The sequence below is a fragment of the Acinetobacter genomosp. 33YU genome (assembly GCF_001990725.1).
Classification (GTDB): Bacteria; Pseudomonadota; Gammaproteobacteria; order Pseudomonadales; family Moraxellaceae; genus Acinetobacter; species Acinetobacter seifertii.
In genome coordinates, this window is record NZ_LFZQ01000011.1 from 470623 (window position 1) to 487214 (window position 16592).

Consider the following 16592-nt stretch of genomic DNA (forward strand, 5'->3'; position numbering starts at 1 on the left):
GTCTCCTCGTCCCCATCTCATTTTTTTAACACTCAATCGCGTTAACAGCGAGGCCACCTTTTGAAGTTTCTTTATATTTCTCAGACATATCTTTGCCTGTTTCCTTCATGGTCTGAATAACTTTATCTAAAGTCACAAAATGCTCACCTTCATCATGAAGTGCCATTTGTGCTGCATTAATCGCTTTTACAGCCGCAATTGCATTTCGTTCAATGCAAGGCACCTGAACCAAACCACCAATCGGGTCACACGTTAAACCTAAATTATGTTCAAGCCCAATTTCAGCCGCATGCTCCACTTGCTCAGGTGATGCATCTAAAATCTCGGCTAAACCCGCCGAAGCCATCGCACATGCTGAGCCGACTTCGCCCTGACACCCTACTTCTGCACCAGAAATAGAAGCATTAAGTTTACATAAAATGCCGACGGATGCCGCACTTAGAAAAAAGCGAACCACTTTATCTTCAGAAAAGTCTTTAGAAAAAGTCACGTAGTAATATAAAACTGCCGGAATAATCCCTGCTGCACCATTTGTAGGTGCCGTCACCACTCGACCGCCAGCAGCATTTTCTTCATTTACCGCTAAGGCAAATAAATTGACCCATTCCATCGCATGGAAAGTCGTCACAATCAGGTTTGAGTTTTTCTTATTTAATAACTTATCGTGAATTTTTTTAGCCCGACGTTTTACGTTTAATCCGCCCGGTAATATGCCTTCATTAATTAATCCGTTGTGAATGCACTGCTGCATCACTTTCCAGATTTCCATAATCTTGCTACGAATCTCAGCTTCACTACGCCAGCTTTTTTCATTTTCAAGCATTAACTCACTCACTGATAAATGATGAGTTTTACATAAGCTTAAAAGTTCAGCCGCACTGTGAAATGGATATGGAACCTTAACGTCGTTGGTTTCAGTTTGGGTGTGTGTTAATTGCCTTTGACTAACAATAAAACCACCACCAACCGAATAATAAGTTTCTGCGTACAAAGTTTCTTCGGCTTCATTATAGGCAATCAGTTCCATTGCATTGGGGTGATAAGGCAAAGATTCATCTAAAAAAAGCACATCATGCTTATAGTCAAAACAAATACTCTTTTGTTGATTAAGCTGGATGGCTTTATTTTCAATAACATCTTCAATCAAGCTTGTGCTCAATTGAGTATCGATATGTTCAGGGTCAAAGCCCATTAAACCTAACAGAACAGCCTTGTCTGTTGCATGACCAACACCCGTTGCTGCAAGCGAACCGTATAACTTCACCTGAACTCTAACCGTTGCTTGTAAATTGTTTTGTTTAAATAAATCATCTACAAAACTGTATGCCGCTCGCATTGGTCCAACTGTATGGGAGCTAGATGGGCCGATGCCAATTTTAAAAAGATCAAATACACTAATAAACACTGGGTCCTACCTTAGATTCATTATTATTCGTATGTTCGTCATTATTGTGTCCTTACGGATAGCTCTAAAATTATCATTAAGCCAAATACAAATCACGAATAACTCTTGGGTAGTCGCACAAAAAGACAACGGTTGAACAAGAACCCTAAGCTCATGAGTCCATAGTCATAAATTTTAAGACTTCTTTTTTTAGTAGATGTTTAAAACGATTCTTAAATTAATTTAATACATCAATTTGTATAAATAACAAACAGCATATATTAGCCATTAGTCGCACGCCCCTATTTTTACTCATTTTTACTGGTAAAGTGCTTTACATGGTTTGATACAACCTACTTAACTCAGATGCATAATTCACCTGTTCTTGCATCTGAAGTTTTTCTGCCTCTAGTCCGCTAGAGGCTTTTTTTTATGAAAGCTTAGAAAGCTGCTATATTAAATTTGATGTAATAAATAATTAAAGAGAAAAATATGACTCAAATTTTTAAATTGAGCGCTTTAAGCCTTCCGATTTTATTATTAACTGGCTGTATTGGCTGTTACAATCCAACGGGTTGTAACCGTGATACTTCACCTTATTTCTATACAACTCAGACCACTCAAGTCAAAGGCGTAATGGTTCCTGTTGGAACAAAACTGGTTTACAAATCTCAAAAGTCAAAAGAAAAAAGTGAACAAGTTAATCCACTTAAAGAAGAAAATATCACCTCAATAAAACTACCGAAAGACACTGCAATCCTTTGGGGAGGAATGCCTGCAAATGATCTACTTCAATTTGCCAATTCAGAGATGCAAGGATTTACCGTTTATAGAGCTCAAGAAGTCCCTGTCGTATATTCCAACCAGTTTTTAAAACTTTGGAAAGAATGTGATAGTGATTTGAATATATCCATAAAGAATAAAAATGACTGGAGCTTTAATCCTTCAAATATGAAAATTATTGGATGTGGAATTAACTATCAAGAAAGAGCATCTTATAACACAAACAATCCAAGACAAGTTAAAGTTGATATTTTTTTAATTAATATTAACAAAGCATTACAAGAACTTCCCCAACAAAAGGAATACCCTGTTATTCATTCTCCTAAAAATTAATAAACTTAAGGAGCATGTTTAATAAGCTGGCTGCATAATTACAATCTTTTTAACTAAAGCCTCGTAATTAGCATAAAAAAGCCCATCTTCTGACAGGCTTTCTTGTTCGGTCTTAAATCAATTTTTAATTAAAAAATTAACCACAGTTCGCGTTGGTAATTTTTTTAGTTGCTGGATCAATCGTAACAGTGACACGGTTTGTACGATAATCCATTGTCATTGGCTGACCTGGAGCGACTCTACGTACAATTTCTGATTGAGTTTTTTGTTTGATTTGGTCATCAGTTAAGCCAGATTGTCCCACTAATTTTTGAGCTTCTTCAGCTACGCAGTTAGCTTGGTTGTCGCGGAATAATTTCCACTCTTCGATCACTTGACCATTTGGCAAATGACAGTAACCAACCTGACCATTTGCTTCATTTCTAATTTGTAATTTTCCACCTTGATCAACACAATATTTGCTTGCTGGGTTTGGTGAACCAATTTTTGGTGGAGTTAACTCTTTATGTTGTACTGCTGAACAAGCCGTTAACGAAACGAGCGCTAAACCAAGAAAGATAATTTTTTTCATAAATTTTACTTCTTACTAAAAAAGCTAAAGATATCAAAAAACTCATGTTTTATATGACTTATTTACAATAAAAAACCTTTATAGATAGCAACTTACAAAACATTAAGTTATTCCGATCGGTAAATTATAATGAAGGTTTATGGTCTTTCTAAAATACGTGGTCCAGAGCCTTCTTGTCCTAGTTTATCATCTGGATTTCTTAATGGGCACTGCTCTAGAGAGAGGCATCCACATCCAATACACCAATCCATCTCATCTCTAAGTCTCGTAAGTTTTTGAATACGCTCATCCAAATTTTTCCGCCAATCAAGAGATAACTCTTTCCATTGCTGTGCAGTTAATTTAGACCCGATTGGGTACTTACTTAAAGCTTGTTTAATTTCCTCTAGTGGAATACCCACAGTTTGCGCAATTTTAATGATCGCTATGTAACGCAAAACCACTAAAGTAAAACGGCGTTGATTTCCATTGGTTCTAATACTTTTAATTAAACCTTTTGATTCATAAAAATGAAGTGTTGAAACGGCAACGCCACTACGCTTTGCAACTTCACCTACAGTCAACAAACGGCTCTGATTCGTTTCAGTCATTTTTATAAATCTCAAGTTTAGTTGAGGTTTTATAAAAGCATGAGAAAACTTTGTCAAATGAGAAACATAAATTTTAATCATTCATTTATGAGGAATGTTTATAACAACTAAAATTTAGTAAAAGTATTTAGCACTCAATAATGCACAAAAAAATAGACACCGTTTTGAAGTCAAATTTTATTAGACCTTATAAAATGCTATTGCCTTCTTTCACAGCCACATATCCAAAACATGTTGTAAACAAATGGCATAGGAGCACCTAATGGATAGACTTTAGCTTCTTCAATTTTATATGTCTTTTTTCTTGATTCGATATGTAAAATATTATCGCAACGAGCAATCACTATTCCTTTTTTATATAATTTTTTTCTTTCATTTTTTGCATCGAATTTATATACCAAAAAGTAAACTTTTTCTCCTACTCCTATCTTTGAATGATTAACCATAATGTAACCATTACAATACTTACATTGCCAATCGTCCATATCTTAAAATATCACATACTCAAATTAGAAAAATATAATAACTGTTATATTATAAAATTATTAAAAACATAAATCTAAAAAATAATTGAATTTTAAAAAATAATACTTATTTGTGACACCCATCACACTAATCCCCAATCAAAATATGAAAAATAAATACCTAAAAGACAAATAGTTACAGCAATGTAGAATTATCATCATTTCTAGTGACCCATAATTTTTCTTGCTATAAAATTAAAAATCACCTTATTGATATTAGGTTAATATAATATATTTATTATATTAATAGCGTTGAATTTTATTTAATCCAAATTAATATTACAAAATAAAAAAATAAAAATTTTCATCTTAAATTGAAAAAAATTCATTCCAATATGATTTTAAAAAACTTAAAATATATAGAAACATAAGTTAATTTTTAAATTATGACCATTCAACGTCAAAAAATCGAGCTCCCATTAGGACATAATAAACTATTACTTCATTCATGCTGTGCGCCTTGCTCAGGTGAAGTAATGGAAGCATTAATTGAATCCGAAATAAATTTTTCTATATTCTTTTACAATCCTAATATTCATCCAATAAAAGAATATCTTATTCGTAAAGAAGAAAATATTAGATTTGCAGAAAAACATAATATTCCATTTATTGATGCAGATTATGATACAGACAACTGGTTTGCGCGTGCCAAAGGTATGGAAAATGAACCTGAACGCGGTATCCGATGTACCATGTGTTTTGATATGCGTTTTGAACGTACTGCTTTATATGCTTATGAACATGGGTTTAGCTTAATCAGTAGCTCATTAGGGATTTCAAGATGGAAAAATATGACGCAAATCAATGATTGTGGGATTCGTGCTGCTTCTCACTATCCTGAAATTCAATACTGGGACTATAACTGGCGAAAGAATGGTGGCTCTAGTCGGATGATCGAAATTAGCAAACGTGAAGAGTTCTACCAACAAGAATATTGTGGTTGTGTATATTCTTTACGCGATACAAATCGCTGGCGTATGAGTAATGGCCGAGATCGTATTAAATTAGGCGTTAAGTTTTATAGTAATGCTATGGAAGAAGATTAAAATTATTCTATATATTTAATCTTATTAGTTTATTTATTTTGTTAACTTTTTAAATTTTCCATAAAAAGAGCCACATCTGGAGAATGTGGCTAAAAGGTGTACTTAGATGAGCTTTGATGTTTTTAGAATAATAAAGCTAGCTTAAAATAAGATTAATATTATTCTAAATTTAAAATATTTTCGCTATTTAGTTAAATTTCATAAAATTATTAAATTTTACTGAATAATTTACTTTATTTATTAAAAAGTAAAATTAACCAATCTTTCATATATAGTTTAAAAAACTCGCTATTTTATTTGTCTAAAATTAAAGCCAATTTCTTAATATTTTCTATAATTTCCTCAGGTTGATGCGCAGCATAGCCTAATAAAACAGCAGCCTTTTTCGGTGTTCGTTGACAATATCGAGATAGAGGCTGAACCGCCAAACCCAAAGTCGAACAATGAGTAATAAATTCTTGCTCAGTCCATACGCCTTTTAACCAGCATATAAGATGAATGCCTGAGTCTGTGGGCTGAACATCAAGTATGTCTGGAAGATACTCATTAATTGCTTTAATTAGTGTCTGCTGGCGTTCATAGCACGCTTTTCGAACTTTTCGAACATGCCTAGCATAGTGACCTTGTTGTATAAATAGCGCTAAAGCAACTTGTTCTAAATATGAACTTCGCACGTCAGTATAATATTTAGCAGCACTAAAGGTTTCAATTAATGCCTCAGGTACGACCATGAAACCTAAGCGAAACTCAGGAAACATCATCTTGGTAAAAGTACCAGAGTAAACAACACGTTGCTGCTGATCTAAGCCTTGTAGGGCTTGGATGGGGTGAGTGCCATAGCGGAATTCACTATTATAATCATCTTCAAAAATCCATTTTTCTGCTTTGTTGGCCCAATCTAATAATGCAAAACGGCGAGTCAAACTTAAAGTTCCACCTAAAGGAAACTGATGCGATGGCGCAGTGTAAACAAGTTTGCTTTTTAAATAATGCTCTGTAATGTCAGAGACTTGCATACCCTCTTCATCACTCTCGATTAAATTGACCTGAGCTCCAAAACTTCGAAAAATACTAAAGGCTGCATCATAACCTGGCTCATCCAAACACACCTCATCATTTGTTTGAAGTAAGGCATAGGCAGTCAAATGAATGGCCTGCTGTGTTCCATTTACAATTATAATTTGCTGTTCATTACAATTCAGCCCACGGGTTGAACGCACATATTCGCAAATTGCCTGACGTAAAGGTAAATAACCACGAGGGTCATGAAATTGACCCAATTGATAATAAGATTGTCGCCAAGCTTGAGTTAATAGCTTCCCCCAAAGCTGATGCGGAAACAAGTCAACACAGCCCACTCCCACATGGAACATTTTTTTCTTTTGACTTGACGATGACTGCTCTCGCCATGAAGCCAATAACGCTTCTATATTCGGATTAATATTTAAGGTATGAGGCTTACTTGTTGTCGTTTTTTTTGAACTTTCTTGGATATGTATGAGTTGATCTGGTACAACCTCGGCAACGTAAGTCCCTGAACTCGGTTTAGTAAATAAATACCCTTCATCGAGCAAACGTTCAAGAGCCGCTAATACAGAATTTCGTGAAATTGACATCATGTCTGCTAAAGCACGACTTGAGGGTAATTTTGTTCCGGCAGTGAGCCTTCCATCTAAAATAGCATCACGTAGAGCTGAGTATAGGCCGTCTTTAATCTGGCCCTTTGGTAAAATTAAATGTGGAAAAGACGCAGAAATTGAAGCAGCCATAACAAAACTGGTACTGTAAAAAATATCAAAAGTGTACCTTATAAAAATACCACTTTCAAAACTACACTTCAGTTGTCAATTTTTCATTACTTTAAAAATAGAGTGTGTTTTTCATGCAAAATCAAGATATTCAAATTGTCCCTGTTCAGCAACAAGACTATTCACAGTGGGAAAAATATTGGCTTGCCTATCAAAATTTTTACCAAGTTAGTTTACCTCTTCAGGTCACAAAAATAACTTGGGATCGTTTTTTTAATGAAAAAGAACCTGTGTATTGTGCCGTTGCCAAACAGGGCGAACATGTTTTAGGAATTGTGCATTATGTTATTCATCGTTCAACATGGGCAGAGAATAATTACTGCTATTTAGAAGACCTTTATGTTTCACCTGAAGCTCGTGGACAACATATTGGTAAGCAACTTATCGAATATGTTCAGAAGCAAGCCATTGAACAAAACTGTAACCGTTTATACTGGCATACACAAGAAACCAATCATACAGCTCAAAAACTCTATGACTGGATTGCACAAAAACCAGGTGTTATTGAATACCGTATGTCTTTAACCTAAAAAAGTAAAAACACCAAAAGCTATAATTCTTTTGGTGTTTTATTTTTAACCCAAAATAGTGTTTATTTACTTCTTGCTGCGAATAAGCTGACTTACCTTATCATTCACAGTTAAGCATTGGTTAAATACTGCGAAACGTTTGAGTTCTTGATCTAACTCGAAAAAGAAATGCGCTTTATCTTTTACTGCTTTTTCTAAATGTAAGCTAATTACCTCTAACTCTTTCACACTCCGATGTGCTTTACAGTCAATTCGGCCCACCAACTCATCTTGATACAGAATAGGTAAACAGAAATATCCAAATACCCGTTTGGCTGCTGGTACGTAACATTCGATTCGATAATCAAACTCAAATAAAGAAGTTAAGCGGTCACGATGAATAAGCGAGTTATCAAAAGGTGAAAGTATTTTTAAACCAAAATCAGTCTCCACTTTTTGTTCTATTGCAGCTGCATCTACATATAGGGTTTGACCGTCGACAAGTTTAACCGCTGATACAACACCAGCATCAACCTGCTCTTTGAGCACAATACGCATAGCCTCTTTTAAATCATTTTTCTTTAAATGAACTAATTGTTTCCATGTAAATGCCCCATGTGCTCGAAACGTATTATTAAATAAATACTGCGCATATTCGTAAAGCGAAGGTATCCTTAAATCAATATTTTCAGGCAAGCAACGCTCAGTCAAATCATAGACTTTTTCCATGCCGTTACGCTCACAAATCATCAGATCGCCCTGCATATACAACTGCTGAAAAGCACGGCGACCCGGACCTGTATTCCACCAATTCCCTAAACTTTTTTTATTTTTCTTATCAATATCACGTAGCCGAATTTTACCTTCGGCACGAACACGCGCCAATATTTCATTCATCAGGTGTTGATCACCTCTATTGAAATAACGACTTTCTCCATTCTTAACTGACATCATGGCAGGCAAAGCATAGCGATAATCTTTCATAGGAAGATACGACGCCGCATGATACCAATATTCAAAAATCTGACCTTCACGAACCAAACTGTTTAAATGACTTAAATCATACTCAGGCACTCGGCTCCACAATATATGGTGATGAGCACGTTCAACGACAGAGATGGTATCAATCTGTACATATCCTAAATGTTCAATCGCCTGTAAAGTTCCAGCTATACCTGTCTCAAATAGACTATTTTTTCCTAAGCCTTGTTTGAGTAAGGTAATTTTTTTCAATGAAGATGTCATAAAAACCAAATATTGTTGTATTCATTTAAAATCTAAAAATTTCAGTATTATCCTAACATTCTTTTTTTACCTTATTTGTAGCCAAATAGCATTTCTTTAGGTAGATAATATTGTCGACTCACTTAAAATTTGATAGTTGAATCTTGCTATAACTTTCAGGTGCCAGCCTTACCACTAAAGCCATCACGAGCAGCACACAACATAAATGAAAAATCCATCCCGCCTTATAAGCGCCTGTAAAGTCATGCAATGCTGCTAAAACCCAAGGTGGTATTGCCGCAAGTAAAAAACCTCCACCTTGCATCAGTGCAGATAAAGCTCCTGCATTGCTAGGTTCTTTAAAATGGTCAAGTGCAACAATAAGTGTTAGAGCAAAACAGCCTCCCAAGCCAATGCCTAAACAAATTGCCCATAAAATAGCTGCAAACTCGGGCATAAATGCAAGTCCAGAAAAACCAGCAAATTGCATGAATAGAGTAAACCATAGCCATGGACGGCGATCTTTATATTGTCTAGCTAAAATAGGCAAAATTAATGCTGATGCTGCTTGGCTTAAAGCAAGTAAAGCGAGCAATTTTCCACTTTGTCCACTACTCCAACCATGATCTTGAAATGAAGGTGCTAACCAAGCAACAACCGAGGAATAGCCACCATTAACGAGCCCAAAGCACAGCATTAATAACCATGTTCTTGGTTTCTTAAGCAACATCTTTACAGGGGCTGGAGGTGTATTCGAACTTACGATAGAAGGTAAAAAAATAAATGTTGAGATTAATGCCAATACAGCTGGTATAGCAAAGAAAGCCAGTCCAACAGACCATAAACCCGTTATATTCGAGACCACAGGCGCTAACCATGCGCCTAATGCGCCACCGCCCATAAGCATGGCTGAATAAAGGCCCATCATCGGACCAATATATTGGCTGAACTCTCTTTTGATAATGCCAGGAAAAGCTGCTTGTATCAGCGCGACGCCTAAACCAATCACGACTGCACTGGTAATTAAACCCTCAGCAGTAGGAAATAAAAATCTTAGTACGCATCCAATAAAAATAGTCAGTAAGGAGCCCAAAACAACGCTACGTTCCCCAACCACGCTCTGTACAATTGGACCAACAAAGGCAATAACGCCCATCAACATCATGGGTAATAAAGTGAGTAAAGCTATTCCTTGTAGACTTAATCCAGTTCCTGCCCGAATATTGGAGACTAATGGACCAATACTCGTCATAAAAGGTCTTAAATTAAGTCCAACCAAAGCAACTGTTACGATGAGCATGGGCCTAGCCAAGAAAGCTCCAGACTGCTTCATTACTCTGAGCCTGACTTATTGGTTTGATAATTTTGCCAAAGTGCATATAGGTCAGTACGGCCTTCAAATCGAACAGGTACATATTCAATTTTCATAGTCTGCTCAGCAAATGGTTTTGCAAGATCAGCATATATTTCAGCTGTAGATAAACCAAAGGGTGTTCCGTCTTCATTAGAATATGCATAGTGAACTGCTTTGATACCTGCTAAACGCATTGCAGCCATACACATTGGGCATGGATGTCCACTTGCATACACCGAGCAGCCTTCTAAGTTAGCAGACCCTAAAACTTGACTAGCTGCACGAATTGCAAGTAATTCAGCGTGAGCCGTTGGATCATTAGTCGTCAAAATTTGATTTACACCCGTGGCAATCACTTGACCATCTTTTACAATCACTGCGCCAAATGGTCTACCCCCCTTTTCAATATTGTGATAAGCAAGTTCAATGGCTTGGCGTAAAAACATTTGATTTTCTTTCATCCGTTATCCTCAACTACTTTGCACCTGCTAAAAGAAGTAACTTTTCAATTTCACGGTATTCGCTTGAACAAGCATGCCGTAGCAACGAGCAGATTGATCCATATAAGAAACTTAAGTATGAAAAGATCTAAGTAAACTTTAAGAGTAGAACAATTTGGAACTAGAATAAGCGTGCTTAAAAGTATTTGGAAATTAAATTATTTAATCGATTGTATTAAGATTATAAATACTTAAGCGTTCCGCTCTTTGCCTAGTTGGTGATAATTCTTATGTTTGACCCTCGTCTTCTTCGTGCATTCGTGACTATTTTCGAAAGTGGCAGTTTTACCGCCGCTGCTGATAAGTTGCACCTGACACAATCAACGATTAGTCAGCAGTTAGCACGTCTTGAAGAATCTGTTGGTCATTCTCTTATTGATCGCACATCACGACCTTTACAATTGACTGCCTCAGGTGAATATTTAATTGGTTATGCTCAAAGGATTTTGACACTTCAACAAGAAGCAGAAGCCGTTCTAAAAGATCCAGCAGGTAGTGTTCCTATTCGGATTGGCTTACCAGAAGATATGATGAGTACCGCTATGGCAGAAATTTTCGGCATGTTCGCACAAGCCCATCGGTCTATTCGTTTAGATGTTACTTCTGGCCTAAGCCGTAACCTAACAGAGCGTTATCGAAATGGTGAGCTGGATATTATTATTGTAAAAGAACCAGCCGCTAGTGCTGATTGTTATGCATCTTTTCCAGAAGAAATGGCGTGGTTTGAAAGTGAAAATACCACCACACCGATATCCGATCCAATTCGTTTAGTGACTTTCCCCCAAGGAGGACTTTATCGAGACGAAATGTTTGAAACCTTAGAGCGTGAACGAAGACGTTGGTATATTGCTTTTACAGGCAGTAGTTTAGAAAGTGTTTTGGTCAGTGTCGAAACAGGTTTGGGAATATCTTTACTCCCTGTAAGTACCACTATAGGTCGTCGTGTACGTAAATATAGGTCATTAGGCGATGCTTCACCTATGGTAGTTTCAATTTACACATGGGAAAAAGCTGGGTTGATTTCCCAGCTTGCTGATAAGATGACTACTTTATTGCACGATCGTTTCAAATCGCTCTCTTAAGCTTTTAACTTATTTCATTTAAGCTTTCAGCAATTAATTTTTCCGCCATTTCCTGAGTTTTCCTCAAACCAGGCATTCTATATTCTGTGTGACCATAGTCTTGTATAGATTTCCAGCGACCACCCCATGTCAGTCCAACTGACTCTGCAACTTGTCCATACAATCGATACCCCTGCATAGCCCATGGATCACGTTCAGAAATAACAACTTTACCATTTCGTTTAAATGCTACATCTGCTGCTAAACCAAACTGATGATAACTCTGATACCCTTTTGCCTTGGTTGTATTCGGGTTGCCTGCCAACATATTTTGACGCCCTGGACTGCGATAACCTTCAAGCAAAACAAGTTCATAACCATATTGCTCTTTCATAATTTTAAAGACCATGAGTAAACGCTGCTTATAGCGTGGGTTCATTTTGTCCCACTTACGATTGACCATGTTGGTATCTAAAATTGCACGACCATCAAAACTTGCTTTATCAATAGGTGAAGAATTAATTGCACCACTGTCTTGAGAAGCATACTGCTGTTCTAATTGCGTCGCTTCAACAATTGCCGCTTCAATCAGACCTTCATCGACTTCAGGCGGTGGTGATAAGATTTCTCCATTTAATAACGCATAAATTTGCGGATCAGTTTTTTTCAAATATTCGGCTTCAATCCGAGTTGAGCTAATTGGGCGAGTAAAAGCGAAAACTAAAATACTGGCAAATAAGAAAAATCCTGCAATTACAATCCACCATTGCTGCAAATGCCAATGAGATTGTAATTTTTCAGGTGCAGCTGCCTGATTCATGGTTTGGGCAAATTGCCGTACTTGATTCAGTTGTCGGCGCCCTTGAGGTAATAAAGATAGAACAAATGTTCTACCCTTACTTCTGAGTTCGTAAGACATTAAAAATGCCAGCCCTATAGCAAGGCAGGCAAAACAAAAGAAAATTAGAAAAATCATCATGAATTTACTAATTCACTGCAAACGGACTGCGAGTCACTTTGATATCAACCGATGCTTTTGGTGTTTCCGCCTCAGCTTCTGGCTCAGCTGGAGCTTGCTTAGCTTCAGCAGGTTTAGCTTGAACTACCTTAGGTTGAGCGATAGATTTTTGCTGAGCTGGCTGTATGGGTTGAGTTGGTTTAGCCACAACTTGTTGCTTAGGTGCTACCCGTTCACCTGTTAACTGTGCATCAAAAGGTGAAACACGTTGCTGAGTTGTTGGAGCCACATTTTTATGAGGAGCTGGTTTAAAAATACCACTCAGTTCATTTTCTTTGGGTTGTTCAAAACCATCATGGCTCATTGGATCAGTTTGTTCTTGCTGACCATTTGTAGCTTGCTCATGTGTAGAGGAGCTCGTCATTAATACTGGATCACGTTCTTGATCTTGAGTTGATTTATTCTCAACAATTGTAGGTTCTGACGAATACGGTTGAGACAAGAACAGGAACAGTGAGATGCTTACAAACACCCCTGCAATAATACCAATGATGATATAGATTACTGGTGATCTCGACTTTTTTTTATTCGATTGCAAAACTCGAATAGAAGTTGGTTTTTCCTGAGCCATTTCGTTCCATCATCAAGGTAAATAAATTGTAATATGTGCCTGCTCTTGTGGGGCAGAAATCACATTTTGATAGCTAGATAATGCTTTATCATTTTGATTATTCAACATAAATCTTAGACCCGCGAAAGTAAGTAATGCAAAAATCAACAAGAAAATCAAAATCCAGAAAAAAGGTAATTCGCGATGAATAATATTTCGTATCTGATCGGGAATTGCCGAGAACGGCGAAAAAGCAACTTTTTTACCTTTTAAATAATCAATTTCGTCGCCTACTCGTGCAACCAAATGATTTAAGCTTTCGATAGACTCAATTCGATATTTACCCTGAAAACCTAATAATAGGCAGTAATGGAATACTTCAAGAGCAGCTAAACGGTCTTTTCCACGGCTTCGCAATTGTTCTAATATTTCGAAGAACTGATAACCCGCCAATTGAGAACCAAATAAGCTCAATTGCAACGGACTAATCAACCAAGCATTTTGCAAATTAAAGTAGCTTGGGTCTTGTTGTGTCACGATTGTTTCATCAATCAATGCACAAAATGCATATTTAGCATCATGAATATCATCTGCTGAAAACTGCAACTTTTTAGCTTGTTGTTCAAAACGATTAAGCAAATCTAAAATTTTTTCACGAAACCGTTGTGGGTCGGCTGGCACATACTGATTTCGAATCAAGAAGATTAAATAAAAACCATCATGCAATAAATCAATCAGATTAATTGCCTGCAGTTTTGCTTGGGACTGACTATTGTTGTTTCCTCCAGTCCCGATTTGCCCGTCATCAAATAAAGAAGGAGCACCTGTAGATTGTGACATTTTTCTCTCCTTTATCTTTAAGCGTTCATGACCGCAATCAGCTCAATACTGATATCTTCGAAGCCCGCAGGAACGTAAATACAAATCGTCTCTGAATCTAACATACGCTGATAGAGTTCATGATGCGGTTCGATTTCGAAATAACTCACGCCAGAACGTACCGGAATAGCCGTTGGAACTTGAATTAAGTGGTGTAATGGAATGGCCGGCAATGCTGCAACAACACGCTGCTCAACATCCAACGTACTACCGATTTTAAATCGTAGAGGTACAATCTGAATCAATTCATGAGTCTGCATTGCACTACTTGATACGGCTATATAAAGTCTAGTGTCACGAGTAATCTTATCTGTTTCAAGACTTCCCACCCAATATGAAGGTCGAATTTCTTTAAGTGCAATACTGATATAACGACTAGAAATAATAGTGTCTAATAAATCACGCAAAATGGTGTCGAGCTGAGTAAAGCTTTCTTGCAAATTGTGATGTTTATATGCAGGTAACTGATCAACTTCATAAGCTGTCGAAAATGTTAATAATGAACCTGCTAAACGCAATAATTCAAAAAACAATCGTTCTGGATGAATTTGCGGATATTGTAAGAAATGGTTCAGACCAGCATGGGCAGTATTTAAAGCATTAACCAACCAAAACGAAACGATATCACCTGAACGGAATTCAATTAATTTCTGTTCATTTTCACGATTGTTGGTTTGAATGGTTTTAATTTTCGCCTTAATAACATTCAATGTTCTTTTTAAATTCGAAACCAATGTCTCAGATGCATCGACATGCAAAATAGGTGGAATAAATTTGCGATCAATTTCAAAAGCACCTGAACTCTGACGTTTGATTTTACCTATTGGCAAATAGAGGAAACCATCCAGATTATGATCAGGATTGCTGTTTGCATCTAATAATTTAAACACAGCTCGACGGCGTAACAAGCTGATATCTGCTTCTGTCGCATTTGTGAAAAGATCATGAGTCTCCACAAGATGCGATTGGTAACGTCCCTTCTGTGACTGGTTTTGATCAATTAAATTCTGTTTATTGGCTTGGAGTAGTGGTAATGCCAAATAAATGACCATCTCACCACGCAAATTAAGCTCATCAAGCAAAATTGGTTCAGGTAATAAGTCATAAGCCGGTGCTTGGTATATTTCACCGTCTTGCCAAATCATTTCTACCGACTCAAGCGCAAGAATATGTGTACTAAGCTGTGCTTCATCAAAACTAAGTTTTTGAACACCATATGAAAATGGCACAACAGCACGAACGGTGTGATTTAAGCGTTGTTCATGATAAGTATCTTGAATTTGGAAATGTTGAGGTCTTAAAAATAAACCTTCGCCCCACAGGACTTTTTCAGCTTTAAACATATGTCTTTACCAATCTTTATTCGTATTCATTTTTAGGCTGTACACCTAACATTTCCTGAACCATTTGTAATGGATTTTCATCTTTAATGACTTGTGCCAACCATTCATGTAATGGCATTTGACTCCATTTAATGGTCTTTTGAAGCATATAACTCACAGGACTATGTGGCTCATTGGCCTGAAAATAATCGGCTATTTCTTGTAGCACTTTCATTGCTTGCTCACGGTTAGCCAAGTGAGTTTGTGCTTGGGGCTGAAACATAGGCTGCTCCGATACGATTTGTACAGGCACTTGATTTTCTATAGATGGAGTTATGATCACAGCGGCCTGTTCTTGGGTTTGGGTAAGCCCAGCACCAAAAGCCTCTGCTTTATAAATCTTGCGTAAAGTGCTATGAATTGTTTCAAATGCAGAATCAATTGAAGCAAAACTTGGTGCATCCAATCCCATTAAATGATCAAGCGTCTGCTTTAAGACATTCCATTCAGTTAAAACTGAAGTAAATTCTTGATAATTTGAATATTGAAAGGTTTTAGATGTATTAAAGATCGCTTGATCAAATTGTTCCAATTCAGAAGGGCCTGATTGGCTGTCGTAATCTTCAGTTTGCTTACGGCGAATGTTCTCGTGATATAGAAAATTATCGTAATCAAGCAAATTGTAATAAGGCACTGTGTTAGTTAAAGAGACTTTCTTCAACAAACCAGGCAACTGATTAATTAAACCTTGTAATAAACCAATGCGTTGGTCCAAATCATCATCTTCAATAATCGGATGAATATCCTGCCAGTACTGGTTCAGCATGGTATGGGTTAACGTTAAACCCTTTACCATACCTTCAAAGCCGTGTAGATGAGTCCAGGCTTCTATTAACCATGTTAATAGACGGATATCTTTGGTTTTTTCTGTGAGCAAAGTGCTTACGCTCTTTGCAACAAAATCCCAGTCTGCCTGTTTCCGCTCAGCAACCCAATCCCCCTGATCTAATAGTAGATCGTCCTCTGTTCTTGCTTTCTTTATTTCGTGAAATTCATTAGAAAATGAATAATCCTCTCCACAAAGTAAGCTGTCATTAATGGGTTTAAGCAGTTCAGAAATATCAATACTCATCTAA

At 36.8% G+C, this 16592-nt stretch carries 17 protein-coding genes; 4 read left to right on the plus strand and 13 right to left on the minus strand.

Annotated features, from left to right (window positions below; all coding sequences use genetic code 11):
• Nucleotides 1-25 precede the first annotated feature (25 nt).
• Nucleotides 26-1405 (minus strand): L-serine ammonia-lyase, encoded by a 1380-nt coding sequence (locus AC056_RS15800; RefSeq protein WP_077164167.1) that lies wholly within the window; start codon nt 1403-1405, stop codon nt 26-28.
• Between the two features lie 471 nt (nt 1406-1876).
• Between AC056_RS15800 and AC056_RS15805 the strand changes: the two genes are divergently transcribed.
• Nucleotides 1877-2500, plus strand: coding sequence for a hypothetical protein (locus AC056_RS15805; protein WP_077164168.1), 624 nt, complete (start codon nt 1877-1879; stop codon nt 2498-2500).
• A 136-nt stretch (nt 2501-2636) separates the two neighbouring features.
• Here AC056_RS15805 and AC056_RS15810 read toward each other — a convergent pair whose 3' ends face one another.
• The 3 genes from AC056_RS15810 to AC056_RS15820 form a co-directional block, all read right to left on the minus strand.
• Entirely contained in the window at nt 2637-3071 is a 435-nt protein-coding gene (locus AC056_RS15810; protein WP_039255447.1) for an I78 family peptidase inhibitor, read from the minus strand.
• A 137-nt stretch (nt 3072-3208) separates the two neighbouring features.
• Nucleotides 3209-3661, minus strand: a complete 453-nt coding sequence (gene soxR, locus AC056_RS15815) for a redox-sensitive transcriptional activator SoxR (RefSeq protein ID WP_039255448.1) — start codon at nt 3659-3661, stop codon at nt 3209-3211.
• A 197-nt stretch (nt 3662-3858) separates the two neighbouring features.
• On the minus strand, nt 3859-4146 hold the full coding sequence (locus AC056_RS15820; protein WP_004702430.1) for a hypothetical protein: 288 nt from the start codon (nt 4144-4146) through the stop codon (nt 3859-3861).
• Nucleotides 4147-4571: 425 nt separating this feature from the next.
• Between AC056_RS15820 and AC056_RS15825 the strand changes: the two genes are divergently transcribed.
• Nucleotides 4572-5231, plus strand: a complete 660-nt coding sequence (locus AC056_RS15825; RefSeq protein WP_004702432.1) for an epoxyqueuosine reductase QueH — start codon at nt 4572-4574, stop codon at nt 5229-5231.
• Nucleotides 5232-5524: 293 nt separating this feature from the next.
• Here the strand turns inward: AC056_RS15825 and AC056_RS15830 are convergent, their stop codons facing one another.
• Entirely contained in the window at nt 5525-7000 is a 1476-nt protein-coding gene (locus AC056_RS15830) for a PLP-dependent aminotransferase family protein (protein ID WP_077164169.1), read from the minus strand.
• 113 nt (nt 7001-7113) lie between these two features.
• Here AC056_RS15830 and AC056_RS15835 point away from each other — a divergent pair, with 113 nt between their 5' ends.
• A complete protein-coding gene (locus tag AC056_RS15835; RefSeq protein WP_039255191.1) occupies nt 7114-7569 on the plus strand; it encodes a GNAT family N-acetyltransferase in 456 nt (151 codons plus the stop codon).
• A gap of 66 nt (nt 7570-7635) precedes the next feature.
• Here the strand turns inward: AC056_RS15835 and AC056_RS15840 are convergent, their stop codons facing one another.
• The 3 genes from AC056_RS15840 to AC056_RS15850 all read right to left on the minus strand — a co-directional run bounded on the left by AC056_RS15840 (nt 7636) and on the right by AC056_RS15850 (nt 10587).
• Nucleotides 7636-8793 carry a winged helix-turn-helix domain-containing protein gene (locus tag AC056_RS15840; RefSeq protein WP_077164170.1) on the minus strand — a complete coding sequence of 386 codons (1158 nt, stop codon included), beginning with the start codon at nt 8791-8793 and terminating at the stop codon, nt 7636-7638.
• 118 nt (nt 8794-8911) lie between these two features.
• On the minus strand, nt 8912-10105 hold the full coding sequence (locus tag AC056_RS15845; protein ID WP_077164171.1) for a cyanate transporter: 1194 nt from the start codon (nt 10103-10105) through the stop codon (nt 8912-8914).
• On the minus strand, nt 10105-10587 hold the full coding sequence (locus AC056_RS15850; protein ID WP_077164172.1) for a nucleoside deaminase: 483 nt from the start codon (nt 10585-10587) through the stop codon (nt 10105-10107). The genes AC056_RS15845 and AC056_RS15850 overlap by 1 nt, the downstream gene beginning before the upstream one ends.
• 269 nt (nt 10588-10856) lie before the next feature.
• On the opposite strand from AC056_RS15850, the gene AC056_RS15855 reads away from it, so the two are divergent.
• A complete protein-coding gene (locus AC056_RS15855; protein ID WP_077164173.1) occupies nt 10857-11708 on the plus strand; it encodes a LysR family transcriptional regulator in 852 nt (283 codons plus the stop codon).
• A gap of 4 nt (nt 11709-11712) precedes the next feature.
• Here the strand turns inward: AC056_RS15855 and AC056_RS15860 are convergent, their stop codons facing one another.
• Genes AC056_RS15860 through tssA form a run of 5 tightly spaced genes read right to left on the minus strand, consistent with a single transcriptional unit; the run spans nt 11713 to nt 16588 of the window.
• Nucleotides 11713-12666, minus strand: coding sequence for a M15 family metallopeptidase (locus AC056_RS15860; RefSeq protein ID WP_019457589.1), 954 nt, complete (start codon nt 12664-12666; stop codon nt 11713-11715).
• 7 nt (nt 12667-12673) lie between these two features.
• Nucleotides 12674-13276 carry a hypothetical protein gene (locus AC056_RS15865; protein WP_068935603.1) on the minus strand — a complete coding sequence of 201 codons (603 nt, stop codon included), beginning with the start codon at nt 13274-13276 and terminating at the stop codon, nt 12674-12676.
• 12 nt (nt 13277-13288) lie between these two features.
• Nucleotides 13289-14095, minus strand: coding sequence for a type IVB secretion system protein IcmH/DotU (gene icmH, locus AC056_RS15870; protein ID WP_019457587.1), 807 nt, complete (start codon nt 14093-14095; stop codon nt 13289-13291).
• Between the two features lie 17 nt (nt 14096-14112).
• The gene (tssK, locus tag AC056_RS15875) at nt 14113-15477 is read right to left on the minus strand and encodes a type VI secretion system baseplate subunit TssK (protein WP_077164174.1); all 1365 of its coding nucleotides are present in this window, start codon (nt 15475-15477) and stop codon (nt 14113-14115) included.
• 16 nt (nt 15478-15493) lie between these two features.
• The gene (tssA, locus tag AC056_RS15880) at nt 15494-16588 is read right to left on the minus strand and encodes a type VI secretion system protein TssA (RefSeq protein ID WP_077164175.1); all 1095 of its coding nucleotides are present in this window, start codon (nt 16586-16588) and stop codon (nt 15494-15496) included.
• Nucleotides 16589-16592 lie beyond the last annotated feature (4 nt).